Genomic DNA, 18767 nt, shown 5'->3' on the forward strand with positions numbered 1-18767 from the left:
ATATTCTTTCAAAACTAGATAACATTGCTTCATATTATATGGTTAAGTCCTCGATCTATTAGTATTCGTCAGCTCCACATGTCACCATGCTTCCACCTCGAACCTATCAACCTGATCATCTTTCAGGGATCTTACTAGCTTACGCTATGGGAAATCTCATCTTGAGGGGGGCTTCATGCTTAGATGCTTTCAGCACTTATCCCTTCCGCACATAGCTACCCAGCTATGCCCTTGGCAGAACAACTGGTACACCAGCGGTGCGTCCATCCCGGTCCTCTCGTACTAAGGACAGCTCCTCTCAAATTTCCTACGCCCACGACGGATAGGGACCGAACTGTCTCACGACGTTCTGAACCCAGCTCGCGTACCGCTTTAATGGGCGAACAGCCCAACCCTTGGGACCGACTACAGCCCCAGGATGCGATGAGCCGACATCGAGGTGCCAAACCTCCCCGTCGATGTGGACTCTTGGGGGAGATAAGCCTGTTATCCCCGGGGTAGCTTTTATCCGTTGAGCGATGGCCCTTCCATGCGGAACCACCGGATCACTAAGCCCGACTTTCGTCCCTGCTCGACTTGTAGGTCTCGCAGTCAAGCTCCCTTATGCCTTTGCACTCTACGAATGATTTCCAACCATTCTGAGGGAACCTTTGGGCGCCTCCGTTACACTTTAGGAGGCGACCGCCCCAGTCAAACTGCCCACCTGACACTGTCTCCCGGGTCGATAAGACCCGTAGGTTAGAATTTCAATACAGTCAGGGCGGTATCCCACCAGCGCCTCCACCGAAGCTAGCGCTCCGGTTTCAATGGCTCCCGCCTATCCTGTACAAACTGTACCAAAATTCAATATCAGGCTACAGTAAAGCTCCACGGGGTCTTTCCGTCCTGTCGCGGGTAACCTGCATCTTCACAGGTACTATAATTTCACCGAGTCTCTGGTTGAGACAGTGCCCAAATCGTTACACCTTTCGTGCGGGTCGGAACTTACCCGACAAGGAATTTCGCTACCTTAGGACCGTTATAGTTACGGCCGCCGTTTACTGGGGCTTCAGTTCAGAGCTTCGCTTACGCTAACCCCTCTCCTTAACCTTCCAGCACCGGGCAGGTGTCAGCCCCTATACTTCGCCTTACGGCTTCGCAGAGACCTGTGTTTTTGCTAAACAGTCGCTTGGGCCTATTCACTGCGGCTTTCCGTTAAGAAAGCACCCCTTCTCCCGAAGTTACGGGGTCATTTTGCCGAGTTCCTTAACCAGAGTTCTCTCGCACACCTTAGGATTCTCTCCTCGCCTACCTGTGTCGGTTTGCGGTACAGGCACCTTTTATCTCGCTAGAAGCTTTTCTTGGCAGCGGGGAATCAAAGACTTCGCTCCATAAGGAGCTTCCCCATCACAGCTCAGCCTTCATGATAAGCGGATTTGCCTACTTATCAGCCTAACTGCTTGGACGTGCACAACCAATCGCACGCTTCTTCTATCCTTCTGCGTCCCTCCATTGCTCAAACGATAAAGAGGTGGTACAGGAATATCAACCTGTTGTCCATCGCCTACGCCTGTCGGCCTCGGCTTAGGTCCTGACTAACCCTGAGCGGACGAGCCTTCCTCAGGAAACCTTAGGCATTCGGTGGACGGGATTCTCACCCGTCTTTCGCTACTCATACCGGCATTCTCACTTCTAAGCGCTCCACCAGTCCTTCCGGTCTGACTTCACTGCACTTAGAACGCTCCCCTACCACTGATACCATTGGTATCAATTCGCAGCTTCGGTGGTGTATTTAGCCCCGGTACATTTTCGGCGCAGAGTCACTCGACTAGTGAGCTATTACGCACTCTTTAAATGGTGGCTGCTTCTAAGCCAACATCCTAGTTGTCTAAGCAACTCCACATCCTTTTCCACTTAATACACACTTTGGGACCTTAGCTGGCGATCTGGGCTGTTTCCCTCTTGACTACGGATCTTATCACTCGCAGTCTGACTCCTAAGGATAAGTCATTGGCATTCGGAGTTTGACTGAATTCGGTAATCCGATGAGGACCCCTAGTTCAATCAGTGCTCTACCTCCAAGACTCTTACACTTAAGGCTAGCCCTAAAGCTATTTCGGGGAGAACCAGCTATCTCCAGGTTCGATTGGAATTTCTCCGCTACCCACACCTCATCCCCGCACTTTTCAACGTGCGTGGGTTCGGGCCTCCATTCAGTGTTACCTGAACTTCACCCTGGACATGGGTAGATCACCTGGTTTCGGGTCTACGACCACGTACTAAACGCCCTATTCAGACTCGCTTTCGCTGCGGCTCCGCCTCTTCAGCTTAACCTCGCACGGGATCGTAACTCGCCGGTTCATTCTACAAAAGGCACGCCATCACCCATTAACGGGCTCTGACTATTTGTAGGCACACGGTTTCAGGATCTCTTTCACTCCCCTTCCGGGGTGCTTTTCACCTTTCCCTCACGGTACTGGTTCACTATCGATCACTAGGGAGTATTTAGCCTTGGGAGATGGTCCTCCCAGATTCCGACGGAATTTCACGTGTTCCGCCGTACTCAGGATACATTCAAGAGAGAACGAAGTTTCGACTACGGGGTTGTTACCCTCTACGACGGACCTTTCCAGGTCGCTTCGTCTACCTCGTTCCTTTGTAACTCCGTATAGAATGTCCTACAACCCCAAGAGGCAAGCCTCTTGGTTTGGGCTATGTTCCGTTTCGCTCGCCGCTACTCAGGAAATCGCATTTGCTTTCTCTTCCTCCAGGTACTTAGATGTTTCAGTTCCCTGGGTCTGTCTTCCTTACCCTATGTATTCAGGCAAGGATACCATACCATTACGTATGGTGGGTTTCCCCATTCGGAAATCTTCGGATCAAAGCTTACTTACAGCTCCCCGAAGCATATCGGCGTTAGTCCCGTCCTTCATCGACTCCTAGTGTCAAGGCATCCACCGTGCGCCCTTTCTAACTTAACCAAACTAAAATTAAAAAATATGAGCTACACTGTTATCTAGTTTTCAAAGAACATACATTTATATATGAGAGATAGTTCTCTCAAAACTGAACAAAACGAAACACGGAAACTTATATTGATGAACAGCGTTCATCAATTCTCCATAGAAAGGAGGTGATCCAGCCGCACCTTCCGATACGGCTACCTTGTTACGACTTCACCCCAATCATCTGTCCCACCTTAGGCGGCTGGCTCCATAAAGGTTACCCCACCGACTTCGGGTGTTACAAACTCTCGTGGTGTGACGGGCGGTGTGTACAAGGCCCGGGAACGTATTCACCGCGGCATGCTGATCCGCGATTACTAGCGATTCCAGCTTCATGTAGGCGAGTTGCAGCCTACAATCCGAACTGAGAACGGTTTTATGAGATTAGCTCCACCTCGCGGTCTTGCAGCTCTTTGTACCGTCCATTGTAGCACGTGTGTAGCCCAGGTCATAAGGGGCATGATGATTTGACGTCATCCCCACCTTCCTCCGGTTTGTCACCGGCAGTCACCTTAGAGTGCCCAACTTAATGATGGCAACTAAGATCAAGGGTTGCGCTCGTTGCGGGACTTAACCCAACATCTCACGACACGAGCTGACGACAACCATGCACCACCTGTCACTCTGCTCCCGAAGGAGAAGCCCTATCTCTAGGGTTTTCAGAGGATGTCAAGACCTGGTAAGGTTCTTCGCGTTGCTTCGAATTAAACCACATGCTCCACCGCTTGTGCGGGCCCCCGTCAATTCCTTTGAGTTTCAGCCTTGCGGCCGTACTCCCCAGGCGGAGTGCTTAATGCGTTAACTTCAGCACTAAAGGGCGGAAACCCTCTAACACTTAGCACTCATCGTTTACGGCGTGGACTACCAGGGTATCTAATCCTGTTTGCTCCCCACGCTTTCGCGCCTCAGTGTCAGTTACAGACCAGAAAGTCGCCTTCGCCACTGGTGTTCCTCCATATCTCTACGCATTTCACCGCTACACATGGAATTCCACTTTCCTCTTCTGCACTCAAGTCTCCCAGTTTCCAATGACCCTCCACGGTTGAGCCGTGGGCTTTCACATCAGACTTAAGAAACCACCTGCGCGCGCTTTACGCCCAATAATTCCGGATAACGCTTGCCACCTACGTATTACCGCGGCTGCTGGCACGTAGTTAGCCGTGGCTTTCTGGTTAGGTACCGTCAAGGTGCCAGCTTATTCAACTAGCACTTGTTCTTCCCTAACAACAGAGTTTTACGACCCGAAAGCCTTCATCACTCACGCGGCGTTGCTCCGTCAGACTTTCGTCCATTGCGGAAGATTCCCTACTGCTGCCTCCCGTAGGAGTCTGGGCCGTGTCTCAGTCCCAGTGTGGCCGATCACCCTCTCAGGTCGGCTACGCATCGTTGCCTTGGTGAGCCGTTACCTCACCAACTAGCTAATGCGACGCGGGTCCATCCATAAGTGACAGCCGAAGCCGCCTTTCAATTTCGAACCATGCAGTTCAAAATGTTATCCGGTATTAGCCCCGGTTTCCCGGAGTTATCCCAGTCTTATGGGCAGGTTACCCACGTGTTACTCACCCGTCCGCCGCTAACTTCTTGAGAGCAAGCTCTCAATCCATTCGCTCGACTTGCATGTATTAGGCACGCCGCCAGCGTTCATCCTGAGCCAGGATCAAACTCTCCAATAAAGTTAGTTTGTCTAGCATCTAAAAATAAAAATTGACGTTTCACGTTGTTTGTTTCGTTCAGTTTTCAAAGAACTTGTCTGCCACTCCAAAAGCGACTTCATTATATTAACATCTTCGTTTTTTGATGTCAACTAAGTTTTAAAATTTCTTTTTTGTCGTTTTCTGCGTTTCCGCATCAGCGACGTTTATTAATATACCATCATGATTTTTAAATAACAAGTGTTTTTTTAAAAAAAACAAAAAAATATCCATCCTACTTTCTTCTATATAGAGACGCCTCATCCCATCTACGGAAAACAGCTATTTAAATTGTATACCAATACACTCTAGTTAACCAAACTGTATTTCATAACCCCTTCCTAGATTTTCATTCTCTTCTATATTAACGTCCTGATCATTTGCTTCTCTATAGACTAACAATATAAAAACAAATCAATCCAAACTAAAAAATAGATTCACCACTTCCTACATAAAGCGAACATGCCGACTTTTAGTTTTGTTCCTCCACACAAACTATTAATTGAACGAATCGGTTGTTTACAGACAGCTCGATTAGGTAATAGTCTTATCGCTCGGCGAATAGCGGAATAAATAACGAAATTCCAACAAAAACATTAACTTAAGATTATTGTTAGAATTTTTTTACATTTAATTAATGAAAAATATCCATTTTTTGTTATATAGTAAGGAAGTGCCCACAAAACTATAAATACTAATGGAGGAATTATCTTATGGATAGGTTAACAAAGTTTTCATTAAAAAACCGAGCCGCTATTATTATCATGGTTTTTCTCATTTCCATACTCGGCGTTTATTCTGGTTCTAAATTGCCGATGGAGTTTTTGCCAAGCATCGATAATCCCGCAATAACTGTCACGACATTATCTCAAGGGCTTGATGCTGAAACGATGACCAAGGAAGTAACTGATCCCCTCGAAAAACAATTTCGTAATTTAGAACATATTGATGGCATCACTTCCTCCACACACGAAGGATTATCACGTATCGACATTACATATACATCCAAAGCAGATATGAAAGACGCAGCACGTGAAGTCGAAAAAACCATTAATACAATTAAATTACCTAAACATGCAATGAAACCCGTAGTTAGCCAACTAAATACTTCTATGATTCCACTCGCTCAAATTGCTATCCAGAAGCAAAACGGATTTTCAAAAGCAGATGAAAAACAAATCGAAAAAGAAATCGTACCACAACTCGAAAGCATTGATGGTGTTGCCAACGTTATGTTTTTCGGAAAATCAGCCTCTGAATTATCTATCATACTAGACCCAAACCAATTAAAAGATAAAAACGTAACAACAGAACAAATATTAAAGGTTTTACAAGGAAAAGAAACTTCCACTCCAGCTGGAGCAATTACCGTTAATAAAGAAGAATATAACCTTCGTGTCATTGGGGATATAAAAAATGTAGATGATATTAAAAACATAACCGTTGCACCTCAAGTAAAATTACAAGATGTTGCTCAAATTGAACTTAAACAACACTACGATACAATCTCACATATAAACGGAGAAGAAGGAACCGGATTAATCATTATGAAAGAGCCAAGTAAAAATGCAGTTGCAATCGGAAAGGAAATCGATAAGAAAATCAAAGATATAAGTAAACAATATAAAGATCAGTTTTCTATTAAACTTTTAGCCTCAACTCATGAGCAAGTTGAAAATGCTGTTACTAGTATGGGCAAAGAAGTAATTCTTGGAGCAATTGCTGCGACTCTAATTATCTTAATCTTTTTGCGTAACTTCCGAACGACACTCATCGCCGTTGTCAGTATTCCATTATCTATTTTATTAACACTCTTTTTACTACACCAATCTAACATCACACTTAACACCTTAACGCTTGGTGGTTTAGCAGTTGCAGTTGGACGTCTCGTTGATGATAGTATCGTTGTCATCGAGAATATTTTCCGTCGTTTACAAAAAGAATCTTTCTCTAAAGATATTATTCTCGATGCAACGAAAGAGGTCGCCGTCGCAATTACTTCTTCTACTTTAACAACAGTCGCTGTTTTCTTACCTATCGGCCTCGTATCAGGAGTAATCGGAAAATTAATGTTACCTATGGTATTAGCAGTTGTATATTCTATACTATCATCCTTAATCGTTGCACTAACAGTTGTTCCACTTATGGCGTTTTTACTACTCAAAAAAACAAAACACAAAAAGCCAAGTTCTTCACCACGATATGTCGCTACATTAAAGTGGGCTCTTTCGCATAAATTCATTATTCTACTTACCGCCTTTTTATTATTCGCAGGATCAATCGCAGCCTATGTATTACTACCGAAAGCGAACATAAAATCTGAAGACGACACAATGTTATCTATTAATATGACTTTCCCAGCTGATTACGCTCCTGAAACGCAAAAACAAAAAGCCTTCGATTTCGAAAAGAAATTACTTTCTAATTCGGATGTAACAGATGTTATTTTACGAATGGGATCTAGCGCAGAAGATGCACAATGGGGACAAACGACAAAAAATAATCTTGCCAGTATATTTGTAGTCTTCAAGAAAGGCTCTGATATTGATCAATATATTAAAGAGTTAAAGAAAGAACATAAAGCTTTTGAGCCTGCTGAACTAGATTATATAAAAACAAGTTATTCAAGCTCTGGTGGTGGCAACAATTTGCAATTTAACGTAACAGCAACTAACGAAACGAATTTAAAAGAGGCTGCTACTATCGCCGAAACAAAACTAAAAGATATGGTTGCTCTCTCTAAAGTAAAAACAAATTTAGAAGACTCTAAGAAAGAATGGCAAATCCATGTTGATCAAACAAAGGCCGAACAACTAGGCTTAACACCAGAATTAGCAGCACAACAAGTAGCATTCCTTATGAAGAAATCACCTATTGGTGAAGTTTCAATTAATAATGAAAAAACAACTATTATAATAGAACACAAAAAAGAAAACATTACTAAACAAGAAGACATTTTAAACACAAACATACTATCACCTATCAATGGACCAATTCCTTTAAAAGACATCGCAACTATTTCAGAAAAGCAACTTCAAACAGAAGTCTTCCATAAAGACGGAAAAGAAACGATTCAAATTACTGCCGAGGCCTCAAATGAAGATTTAAGTAAAGTAAGCGCAGAAGTAAACGAAACGATAGCTAACTTAGACTTACCTAGCGGCGCAAAAGTAACTATTGCAGGTGCAACTGAATCTATGCAAGAGAACTTCACAGATTTATTCAAAATTATGGGGATTGCAATCGGGATTGTATATTTAATTATGGTTATCACCTTCGGACAGGCGCGGGCTCCTTTTGCAATTTTGTTCTCCCTGCCATTAGCTGCTGTTGGCGGTATTTTAGGATTAATCATTTCAGGAACACCCGTTGATGTAAATTCCTTGATCGGTGCATTAATGTTAATCGGGATTGTCGTTACAAACGCGATTGTATTAATAGAAAGAGTGCAACAAAATCGGGAACATGGAATGGAAACAAGAGATGCCTTACTAGAAGCAGGATCCACTAGATTACGTCCAATTATTATGACAGCTATAACGACAATCGTCGCTATGCTACCACTCCTATTCGGCCAATCCCAAGCAGGAAGTATGGTATCAAAAAGTTTGGCAGTCGTTGTCATCGGTGGTTTAGCAGTTTCAACCGTTCTTACATTAGTAGTTGTTCCAGTTATGTATGAACTATTAGATAAAATCGGAAGAAAAAGACGCTCTCGCAGAAAAATAAGCACTTCTACAGAAACACCTGATATTTAAAGAAAAAGCGTTATCTTCACGAATGAAGATAACGCTTTTTTCTCTACCTACACATATAATCCATCATTTTTTCCGCATATTGCTCTAGAGGTTTACTAGAATCCACAATAAGATATTCACTATTTAGAGGTCTTTTACTACCATCTAACCACTTTTTAAAAGCTACTTCCGACTCTACCTTTTCAATTTGACTGACCATACGCTTACGTGTTTGTAACCTATTATTAATCTCTTCCATATCATTCAGATAACACTCAATATATTTATATTTCACACCATGTTTATTAGAAAGCTTAATTCCTTTTTCAACCATATCTTCATATAGACATGGACTATCCAATATAACACTATGCCCTTGTCCTAAATAAGAATCAAGTAATGCCCATTCAACATCGTATGATACTCCTCCAACAATCGTCGATTCAATCCCTTTCATTTCTAAGGATTGTAACAATGCCGATTTCAAAACGTCATGATTTACAATTACAGCACCTGTTAACTTCGCTATATGCCTAGAAACTGTCGATTTTCCCGATCCAGGAAAACCTGACATTTGCAGAAAAAACAAATTAACTCCCCCTCTCATCCGAACCTATTCATCTATATAATCAATTACAAATTCAACAATCATGACATCCATTCCTTCTATATTAAAATACAAAAAGAACTCTCTACTTATAAGTAGAGAGTTCTTTTTGTATTTTATGCTGCTTTTACCTTCTTCGTCGTTTTACTTTTTCTTTTCGTTCCTGTAAAACGTTTGTGCAATACAGATGCTACCAAGCGTGAAATAACGTTGAATAGTAATACCATAATAATTAATACAGCTGCAGATTTTGTCGCAATCAACTTTGCATCCGGAATAACTCCTTCAGAATTTAACTTCCAAATGTGAACCGCTAACGTTTCAGCTGGTCTAAACGGATTTAAAGGATGCGCAGGACTTGAGAAGTCCGCCGCTGAATTTAAAATCGGAGATGTTAAACCCGCTGTGTAAATTAACGCTGCCGCTTCACCAAATATACGACCCGCCGCTAAAATAATACCTGTAATAATTTGCGGTAATGACGACGGAATAATAATACGAGCGATTGTTTGCCATTTCGTTGCACCTAATCCAAGACTCGCCTCTTTTACATTATGAGGCACTTCTGAAATCGCATTTTCACAAACACGTGTTAAACCTGGTAAGTTTAAAATAGTTAAAGCAAGAGCACCGCCCATTACTGTGTATCCCCAACCTGTCATGGTAACGAACACTAACAAACCGAATAAACCAACAACAATCGAAGGTAACGACGCCATTGTCTCAATACATAAACGAACAAAATTTAAAAAACGCCCTTGTTTTGCGTACTCTGCTAAATATATTCCAGCACCTAACCCAAGAGGAATAGATATAACAAGCGTTATAACAAGCATGTAGAAGGAATTGAATAACTGTGGACCAATCCCACCACCAGCTCTTGTATTACTTGGTTCTCCAAACAAGAAATCAGGATCCCAAAATCCCCATCCCTTTTGCAGAATTTCAAACACTAAGAATACTAGCAGAGCTACAACTAAAGCTGCAACTGCATAAAAGATACCTGTCCAAACTTTATTTACCGTTCTTGCATTCATTATTATCGCTCACCTCTTTGCCCAATCGCTCGAATTACTAAAATAAACAGGAATGAAATAACAAGTAAAATCATCGCTAAAGTCCATAGCGCATTATTCCAAGCAGTTCCGTTTAATGTATTTGTCATGTCCATTGTCAAAATACCAGTTAACGTCGCTGTCGGGCTATATATTCCTTCTGGTAATTTAATTGTGTTCCCGATTACCATTTGAACCGCTAATGCTTCACCAAAAGCACGCGCTAAACCTAAAACAACACCTGTTAAAATCCCTTTTTTCGCAGCAGGAACAATCACTCGGCTAACCGCTTGCCATTTCGTTGATCCTAGACCATAAGAAGCTTCTAAATAATCAAATGGAACAGAGCGTATTGCATCAGAAGCGATACTAGCAATAGTAGGTAAAATCATAATACTTAATACAACAATACCCGCAATTAGACTAAATCCCACTCCCCCGAACGAATCACGTAATAGCGGCACTAAAATCGTAACCCCTAATAATCCGTATACAACCGAAGGAATACCAACTAATAATTCTAAAACGGGCTTCAATACTTTATTTCCAAACTTTGGCGAAATTAAATTCATGAATATAGCAAGAGCTATAGCAATTGGCGCACTAATAATAACCGCACCTAACGAAACCACCGTTGAACCTACAATAAAAATCAAAGCCCCGAAGGTTCCTTCGTCAGCATTTGGATTCCATTTTGTCGATGTTAACATCTCAGTAAATGAGATACCACTTTGTGTAAAAGATTGAATACCTTTACCGCAAATAAAAGCAATAATAGCTAATGTAATTAAAACAATAAAAATACCACAAAACGTAACAAGCGATCTTCCTATATATTCACTTTTTACGTAATTAATTTGTTTTTTCCCCTTCATCACAGGTCAGACCCCACTTCATAGATTGAAATGAACAGGACTGGCCTTGCAGCCAGCCCCATAAAAATTTATTACTTATTTAATTTAGACATTGGGATGTAACCCATATCTTCTACTTGCTTTTCAAAGTCTTTGCCTTTTACATAATCAATGTAAGCTTTCGTTGCTTCTTTCGCTTCACCTTTTGTTACCATGTACTCGTAAGACCAGAATGGATATTTACCAGACGAAATGTTTTCAACTTTTGGTTCAGAACCATCAATTTTCACTGTTTGTAGCGCACCTTTTTTATCGCCAACCATGTAAGACATTGCTAAATAACTTACTGAACCTGGAGTAGAATTGATCGCTTGCTCTACTGCACCGTTAGAATCTTGTGTTGTACCAGTTCCATCGTTAATTTTCGCTTCTTTCATAACTGTCTTTTCAAATGTAGCACGTGTACCAGATGAAGCTGGACGGTTAATTACGTTGATTTTTTCATCTTTCCCGCCTACCTCTTTCCAGTTTGTTACTTTCCCAGTGAAGATATCTTGTACTTGTTGCACTGTTAAGTTATCAACTTTTACATCTTTATTTACGACAAGTGCGAATGCAATACCCGCAACCTTGTTATCTACTAATTCTTTCGCTTTTTCAGCATCTTTTATTTTATCTCCCGACGGAACATCTGAATTACCAATTTGTACTGCACCCGATGCTACTTGGTTAATCCCAGTTCCACTACCGCCACCTTGAACTTGAATAGAAACTTTTGAATTTTTCTCCATGAATTTCTTTCCAGCTTCCTCCGCAAGAGGTAGAAGAGCTGTAGAACCAGCCGCCGCAATCGTACCTGATAATTCTTGTTTTGTATTATCGCTTCCTTTAGCAGTTTCTTTACTAGCTGTATCTTCTGCTTTCCCACATCCAACTAACGCTCCTGCTACCACTAAAGCCGCTAAAGAAAATTTAATACCTTTTTTCATAACCATTTCTTGTACCCCCATTTGGATTATCGCTTTTCGAATTCATTTTCTTTCGAACACAAATTCATTGTAGGACAACAATATTATGTGAGTGTTAAGCAATTTTTAATTTTAAGTAAATGACGATAATAACCCTTAAAAGCTAGGAATCCCAACATTTATAGTTAAAGAATCCAACAAAATCCACACTAATTAAGCTGTAATGTAAATTTATTCTTAACAATGTAAATTCAATGTAAATATTTTTCGCTCTTTTCCCCTTTTAGTTAAAGATACATTTACAAATCCATTGTATTTTTTAACTTTTACACTCTTACTTTATTTACATTAAACAGAATTTCAGTAATATTTTTTAGTACAACTAAATAAATTGGAACAATTCTAAAAATAAATGAATATTTTTAAAGTACCAATTGACAGCATCATCCAATGTAGTCTACTATATTACTAACAAAAAGTTTACCTAAGGAAACTTTTTAAACTTAAACTAACAATATAGAGATGAGGTAACTTTTATGGTATCGGCTAATACAAAACCACTTTCCGAATTTAAGACAGGAGAGTTCGTACAAATTGAGAAGATACAATTAGAAGGAACTATGAAACGGCGGTTATTAGACTTAGGATTTATTCCTGGGGCAACAATTAAAGTATTACAGCGCAGTCCTCTCGGAGATCCGGTCGCTTATCAAGTAAGCAACACAACTATTGCACTACGCAAGGAAGAAAGTTCCCTTATTTTCGGGGTATTAATAGGAGATGATTTCAGATGAGCAAACATCGCATTGCTTTAGCTGGTAACCCGAATACCGGGAAAAGTACATTATTTAATACTTTAACAGGCTTAAAACAACATACTGGAAACTGGACGGGAAAAACTGTTTTAAAAGCTGAAGGGGAATATGAACATAACGGCAGTAAATATACATTAATAGATTTACCTGGAACTTACTCACTATATTCAAATTCTGCGGATGAAGAAGTAGCAAGAGATTATATTATATTTGAAAAACCAGAGGTAACTGTAGTTGTTATAGATGCAACTGCTATGGAGAGAAATTTAAATTTAGCACTCCAAGTGATGGAAATGACGAGCAACGTAGTCATTTGTATTAATTTAATTGATGAAGCGGAGAAAAAAGGCATCGTTATTGATGAAAAGAAATTAGCAAAATCGCTCGGTGTACCTGTAGTTAAGATTTCTGCTCGTAACCGAGTAGGTATTGGACATTTGCTAAGTGTTATCGCTAAAGTAGCAAATAAAAAATTAATTCCAACACCAATTAAAATTTCTTACAGTGAAAAAATCGAAAATATGATTCAGGAATTAGAACCACAAATTTATAAAGTGTTCGGTGATACGTATCCAGCACGTTGGATTGCGTTACGTATATTAGATGGAGATAAAAATTTCTTAACTACACTTCAAAAACACCATAATGAACCACTTGTAAGGGAGGTCGTAATGAATGGAATCTCACTCAGCCAGTAAAGCTCTTCCATTAGACTATATTATTCAACATGCACAAGCACTCTCAAAAGAAGATATACGAGATGATATTGTCGGAGATATTTATCGAACATCTGCAAGCATATGTAAAGAGTCTGTTCAATATACAAATACTGATAAATTGTATCGTTCTGAAAAACTAGATAAAATTTTCACATCTCCAATCTGGGGATTTCCAATTATGCTCGGTATTTTATCTATTATTTTTTATCTTACAATTGCAGGTGCTAACGTACCATCTGATATGATTGCTGAGTTTTTCGGATGGGCCGAAGGATATTTAACATCTTGGTTCCAGGCAGCACATGCACCTGAATGGTTACATGGCATTTTAATACTTGGTTTATTCCGTGGTATCGGTGCTGTTATTAGCGTTATGTTGCCACCTATGGCAATCTTTTTCCCTATGTTTGCACTATTAGAAAACTACGGATATTTACCACGTGTCGCTTTTAATATGGATCGCTTATTTAAACGTTCCGGTGCACATGGCAAACAATCTTTAACAATGGCAATGGGATTTGGTTGTAATGCAGCCGCTATTATGTCAACGCGTATTATTGAATCACCACGTGAACGTATGCTTGCAATCTTAACAAACAACTTCGTTCCTTGTAACGGTCGCTGGCCTATGTTAATTTTAATGGCTTCATTATTTATGGCTGCTGGTTATACAGGTAGTATGCAAACATTAGTTACTGCTGGCGTTGTAGTTGGAATGGTTGTAATTGGTGTTATTATGACATTAACTGTTTCTTGGGTACTATCAAAAACAGCTTTAAAAGGTGTGCCAACTCACTACACTCTTGAGTTACCACCGTACCGTAAGCCAAAAGTTTGGAATACAATTGTACGTGCAACACTCGATAAATCAATTTATGTTTTAAAACGAGCTATCGTTGTAGCTGCCCCTGCGGCTGCATTAACTTGGTTACTAGCTAATATTTTCATCGGTGACACAAGCTTACTTATGTATTTTGTAAACTTCCTAGATCCATTCGCTAAAATGTTAGGACTTGATGGATTCATTTTAGCTGCGTTCATTCTTGGACTACCAGCAAATGAAATTGTTATCCCGATTTTATTAATGTCTTACTTATCAACCGGAGCTTTAACTGAAATAGATGATTTTAACCAAATTAAAAATCTATTCTTAGAAAATGGCTGGACTTGGTTAACAGCGTTAAACACAATGTTGTTCTCACTTCTTCATTTCCCATGTGGAACAACACTGGTTAACATATATAAAGAAACAAAAAGTGCAAAATGGACATTCTTATCGTTTGCAATCCCTACCGTTATCGCCATTGTTGTGACATTCCTCTCTACACAATTGGTACATTGGTTAGGGCTTGTATAAGCAAAGCATACATAGAAGGTATCCCCCTTCAAATTTGCTTTGCGCGAAAGAAACCTGAAATCATTCAGGTTTCTTTTTTTGTGCATCAGTATTCCAAGGCTGTGCTCCATACGTTGTGAGTTTCTTATGAATAAAGTATATGGCTCCCGGAAGAACCGCCATTAATATCGTGCAACTAATCCCCAATCCAGTAAACAACTTCCATCACCTTATTTCACTTTCTTTGGTAAAGCTGAACCTGAATGTTCAATTGTTGGATCAACATGAACGTGAATTTCAGCATTACTAAAATAATTCTGGCCTTGATCCCAATTTTTACTTATTTTTTTCCACTCTTTATAATTATGCCTCTTATATACCTCTCCTAATTCCAATACATCTACCTTATATTTTTTTTGAACAAGCTGTATAGACTTTTCAATACGCTTCGTCATTTCCTTTGAAATCTCTTTCTTTAAAAGTTTTTCATTCATCACTTGTTTCGGTTCATTAAAATGCAACTCAGCTAATATGCCTTCTGTGGACAAATGAATATCAAACTTCGGTTTTGTAGCATTTTCAGTAGAAACCTGGATCTTTCGGCGCAACTTATGAATTTCATATGTAATGAGCTGATTCTTTTTACGAACAGTAAAGAACCCCCCAATTTTTTTACCTATTATATAGTTCATTCCTAATGTTTGTTCTCCACTCAAAGTTCCAACGCACTTATTATCCTTTCCACGAACCAATGCCGCTCCTTCCATTTGCACACCTTGTTTTGTTAGCCCTAAAAGAGGTAATGCAAAACTTCGATTTGCAATCATTTTCCCCTGCACTTCACCAATTCTCGCCGCCTCAATCATTTGAGCGTTTTTCGGAGGATGTTCAGCTAACATATCAATATATTGTGCCGGTAAATTTTCAGGTTTTGCACTCTGTTTTAAAATAGATTCTGCATCTTTCTCAGAAACAAACAAACGAATATTTCTTCTCATTTCATGATCACGAATATATACATCTAACGTATTTTGCAAAACATACGGATTCGCCAGTAATTCTTCCGAAAAAATAATCACTTGTATATGTGGAAAAAATAATGTTCGACTAATTTTTTTAGCAATAATTCGGATTTGCTCAAAGACACTATCTGCTTTTGCACTCACATTAATATAATTTTCACTACCTCCATCGCCCTGTCCACCTTGTTGTGCTAACTTACTGGGAAGTACCATCTGATACGTCCCTTTCATAATCGGATTTGATTTCTTTTTCTTCACAATATCGTAAGCTGCGCCTACTACAAATCCTCTTTCTTCTATTTCTTCCAGTTCAGAGCACCCACTAATAGATCCAGCTAAAACCATAACCATTATAATTTTAAGAAGGTGTTTCATTTCTACCATTCCTTCTTTTTATTTTATATACAATCAAAACTAACAAAGGAGCTAATACGACAAACCCCATATCTATCCACGCTAAATACGTTCCGTAACTTGATAACGTATCTAAATTACCAGGGAGCATATTCACCATAAAAATAATAGGAGCACTTACGAAAATAAAAATATGTTTCTTCACTTTCGGAAACATAGCACAGAACAATAAAGATGCGACGTCATAATACATTGCTGTCGTGTTATAAATAGTAATAATCCAAGTCGTAAAAAAAATCGCATCAAATCTTTCTAAAAACCCCCCACCAATTTCAATTTCTTTCCCTAATTCAATCGTTGGATATGTCAATCCACGAGTTGTCATATACGTAAAAACACTAATACAAGTTACATAAATTAAAATGTATGAGAGCACATTTACTATCACGGCTTTTGCAACTGCCATTGGTGCCTTTTTCGCTGTCTTATCATTCAACAACACAGCATAAAACAGAGCTACCTCAAATCCAATAAATGTGAATATAGAATTTTTAACCCCAACAGCGTATTGACTTACTTTCGTTTGAAAAGCTGGAAATAAATTATTTATTTCCATTAAATTTATATTTAATAAAGAAAGAAGCATTATCGCAATTAAAACAATAGGTAAGAACATAACATTTAATCGTAATAAAGCTGCTCTCGATCCTGCTATTCCATAAATAACAACTAATAAGAAGAAGAAAGATAGTAGCTGTACCGGCGTATCACTAAATAAATACGTTTGCGAAATAATTGCAATCATTCGCGATTCATATGCAGTCAAAGCAGCAAACGTCAATACTAAAATACTACTAATTGTGTATGCAACAGGCTTCGTCAAATGTGTACTTGTATATTGAACAAAGTTTTGTTTCGGAAATAAAATAGCCACCCTCGTTACAAACCAACCTAAAACTGCACATATCAATCCACCCAAAAGCAAAATAATCCAACCATCTGAAAATAAAGTTTGGTTGGCAATATCCCTCGGCATAGATAATGCGCCTATACCAATAATGGTCGATGATACCGCAAACCCAATTTCCCGAGATCCAATTTCTTCATCGCCATACTCAAATGGTTTCAATTATTCTCCCTCCTTTGGACGTATTGTAGAATCTTTCGTTTGTAAATACTCTGGTCTATCTTTCAACATCGATTTTGGCATGCGAATAAACTCTTCTTTCCAATCTTTATAAAATGCAGGAGCAATTGGAGTTGTATACGGTACACCAACACTTGTTAAATTTGTAATATGAACCGCAAGTGCAATAAGAGCTAAAATAATTCCATATAGCCCAAAAGCAGTCGCCGCTAAAACAAAGACAAAAAGTAAAATCCGAAACGTAATCGTAATACTATATACAGGCAGTGAAAATGTAGCAATTGCAGTAACTGCAATAATAATTACTAAAAATGGATTTACAATCCCTGCGTTCACCGCAGCTTCTCCAATTACAAGACCACCTACAATCCCAATCGTTTGCCCCATCGGTTTTGGCAACCTAATTCCCGCTTCTCGTATTAACTCCATCGTTAATGCCATCATTAACGTTTCTATATATGCTGGAAATGGTACTCCTTCTCTCGCTCCCGCAATAGAATAAGCTAATTTAGATGGAATAAGCCCTTGATGATACGATACAAGCGCTACGTACATGGCAGGTAGTAAAACAGCAGCAATACCTGATCCCATACGTAAAATTCTTAATAACGTACCAATTACCCAGCGCTCATAATGATCTTCCACAGATTGAAAAATATCAACAAACACTAGTGGAGCGATAAGAGCAAATGGTGATCCGTCCACTAAAATGGCCGCTTTTCCTTTCGCTAGCGCAGCCACTATATTATCAGGTCTTTCTGTATTCAAAAATTGCGGGAATGGTGATAAATTATTGTCTTGAATTAATTGCTCAATCGTTCCTGTCTCAAGAATAACGTCTGCCACTATTGATTGAAGCCGTCGATCTAATTCGTCTACAATATAAGGGTTAATAATATCCTCTATATAGACTAAAGTTACTTCTTTTTGCGATCGCTTCCCCATAATATAGGATCGAAACCTTAACTTCGGATCACGTAAGCTGCGGCGAATTAACATCTTATTTACGTTAATATCTTCATTCAATCCAATTCTTGGTCCACGTATTAAATCTTCTGTTACTGGAGATTCTAGACTTCTTTTTTCCCATGCTCGGCTATTAATGACAATAGCGGTTTGAATATTATCAATTAATATAACTGTGTCTCCTGCTAAAATCGCATTTATAATGTCTGGAAACGTTGTCTTCATACCGACTTCTGCAATAGAAATAAAACGATCCAATAATGTTTGAACAACAGCTTCTTCTTTTTGTACTTCTTCATATTGAAGTGTACGAACTACATATTTATAAACATTATCCTTATCTGTTAACCCACATAAAAAGATAACCGCACAGCGCGTAAAACTACCAGCAAGGGCAACTTCCCTAATTGTTAAATCATTAGGCGAACCTAACTCATTCCTAATTTCTTTCATAACTTCAAATAAGTTACCTTTTAACTCTAACAATTCCCCCACCTAACTTCCTTTTCAAC

The 18767-nt window shown here is 39.4% G+C and carries 11 protein-coding genes and 2 rRNA genes; 4 read left to right on the top strand and 9 right to left on the bottom strand.

Translation table 11 applies throughout. The annotated features are described in order from the left end of the window. Positions 1-38 precede the first annotated feature (38 nt). Positions 39-2960 (bottom strand): 23S ribosomal RNA (locus ACUN0F_RS30000). A gap of 145 nt (positions 2961-3105) precedes the next feature. Then, positions 3106-4657: ribosomal RNA gene (locus ACUN0F_RS30005) — 16S ribosomal RNA — on the bottom strand. The 16S and 23S rRNA genes sit together here, the layout of an rRNA operon. 731 nt (positions 4658-5388) lie before the next feature. Here ACUN0F_RS30005 and ACUN0F_RS30010 point away from each other — a divergent pair. After that, positions 5389-8433: an efflux RND transporter permease subunit gene (locus ACUN0F_RS30010; RefSeq protein WP_445540677.1), complete on the top strand. Its 3045-nt coding sequence runs from the start codon at positions 5389-5391 to the stop codon at positions 8431-8433. 43 nt (positions 8434-8476) lie between these two features. On the opposite strand, the gene ACUN0F_RS30015 is transcribed toward ACUN0F_RS30010, so the two are convergent. The 4 genes from ACUN0F_RS30015 to ACUN0F_RS30030 all read right to left on the bottom strand — a co-directional run bounded on the left by ACUN0F_RS30015 (position 8477) and on the right by ACUN0F_RS30030 (position 11923). After that, complete coding sequence (locus ACUN0F_RS30015; protein WP_445540678.1) at positions 8477-9001, bottom strand: AAA family ATPase; 525 nt, start codon at positions 8999-9001, stop codon at positions 8477-8479. Between the two features lie 134 nt (positions 9002-9135). Further along, complete coding sequence (gene pstA, locus ACUN0F_RS30020; protein WP_000994136.1) at positions 9136-10056, bottom strand: phosphate ABC transporter permease PstA; 921 nt, start codon at positions 10054-10056, stop codon at positions 9136-9138. A 2-nt stretch (positions 10057-10058) separates the two neighbouring features. Then, positions 10059-10949, bottom strand: a complete 891-nt coding sequence (gene pstC, locus ACUN0F_RS30025) for a phosphate ABC transporter permease subunit PstC (protein ID WP_000676675.1) — start codon at positions 10947-10949, stop codon at positions 10059-10061. Between the two features lie 71 nt (positions 10950-11020). Beyond that, positions 11021-11923: a phosphate ABC transporter substrate-binding protein PstS family protein gene (locus tag ACUN0F_RS30030; RefSeq protein ID WP_000245106.1), complete on the bottom strand. Its 903-nt coding sequence runs from the start codon at positions 11921-11923 to the stop codon at positions 11021-11023. A 509-nt stretch (positions 11924-12432) separates the two neighbouring features. Here ACUN0F_RS30030 and ACUN0F_RS30035 point away from each other — a divergent pair. The 3 genes from ACUN0F_RS30035 to ACUN0F_RS30045 are packed head-to-tail and all read left to right on the top strand — an operon-like array spanning position 12433 to position 14787. Further along, positions 12433-12690 carry a FeoA family protein gene (locus ACUN0F_RS30035; protein ID WP_000252989.1) on the top strand — a complete coding sequence of 86 codons (258 nt, stop codon included), beginning with the start codon at positions 12433-12435 and terminating at the stop codon, positions 12688-12690. Further along, positions 12687-13409 (top strand): FeoB small GTPase domain-containing protein, encoded by a 723-nt coding sequence (locus ACUN0F_RS30040; protein ID WP_046953769.1) that lies wholly within the window; start codon positions 12687-12689, stop codon positions 13407-13409. Before ACUN0F_RS30035 ends, ACUN0F_RS30040 begins: the two co-directional genes overlap by 4 nt. After that, complete coding sequence (locus ACUN0F_RS30045) at positions 13387-14787, top strand: nucleoside recognition domain-containing protein (RefSeq protein WP_046953770.1); 1401 nt, start codon at positions 13387-13389, stop codon at positions 14785-14787. The genes ACUN0F_RS30040 and ACUN0F_RS30045 overlap by 23 nt, the downstream gene beginning before the upstream one ends. A gap of 209 nt (positions 14788-14996) precedes the next feature. Here the strand turns inward: ACUN0F_RS30045 and gerLC are convergent, their stop codons facing one another. Genes gerLC through gerLA form a run of 3 tightly spaced genes read right to left on the bottom strand, consistent with a single transcriptional unit; the run spans position 14997 to position 18750 of the window. After that, on the bottom strand, positions 14997-16163 hold the full coding sequence (gene gerLC, locus ACUN0F_RS30050; RefSeq protein ID WP_060486958.1) for a spore germination protein GerLC: 1167 nt from the start codon (positions 16161-16163) through the stop codon (positions 14997-14999). Then, positions 16147-17271 carry a spore germination protein GerLB gene (gene gerLB / locus ACUN0F_RS30055; RefSeq protein WP_098816098.1) on the bottom strand — a complete coding sequence of 375 codons (1125 nt, stop codon included), beginning with the start codon at positions 17269-17271 and terminating at the stop codon, positions 16147-16149. The genes gerLC and gerLB overlap by 17 nt, the downstream gene beginning before the upstream one ends. Continuing rightward, positions 17272-18750, bottom strand: coding sequence for a spore germination protein GerLA (gerLA, locus tag ACUN0F_RS30060; protein WP_445540679.1), 1479 nt, complete (start codon positions 18748-18750; stop codon positions 17272-17274). Positions 18751-18767 lie beyond the last annotated feature (17 nt).

The organism is Bacillus sp. 1A, from assembly GCF_052682215.1.

What these genes read in the sequence shown, in the direction of transcription:
- ACUN0F_RS30040 (WP_046953769.1), top strand. Translation starts at nt 12,687, where the DNA reads ATGAGCAAACATCGCATTGCTTTAGCTGGTAACCCGAATACCGGGAAA.
- pstC (WP_000676675.1), bottom strand. Translation starts at nt 10,949, where the DNA reads ATGAAGGGGAAAAAACAAATTAATTACGTAAAAAGTGAATATATAGGA.
- pstA (WP_000994136.1), bottom strand. Translation starts at nt 10,056, where the DNA reads ATGAATGCAAGAACGGTAAATAAAGTTTGGACAGGTATCTTTTATGCA.
- gerLC (WP_060486958.1), bottom strand. Translation starts at nt 16,163, where the DNA reads ATGAAACACCTTCTTAAAATTATAATGGTTATGGTTTTAGCTGGATCT.
- ACUN0F_RS30035 (WP_000252989.1), top strand. Translation starts at nt 12,433, where the DNA reads ATGGTATCGGCTAATACAAAACCACTTTCCGAATTTAAGACAGGAGAG.
- ACUN0F_RS30030 (WP_000245106.1), bottom strand. Translation starts at nt 11,923, where the DNA reads ATGGTTATGAAAAAAGGTATTAAATTTTCTTTAGCGGCTTTAGTGGTA.
- ACUN0F_RS30045 (WP_046953770.1), top strand. Translation starts at nt 13,387, where the DNA reads ATGGAATCTCACTCAGCCAGTAAAGCTCTTCCATTAGACTATATTATT.
- ACUN0F_RS30010 (WP_445540677.1), top strand. Translation starts at nt 5,389, where the DNA reads ATGGATAGGTTAACAAAGTTTTCATTAAAAAACCGAGCCGCTATTATT.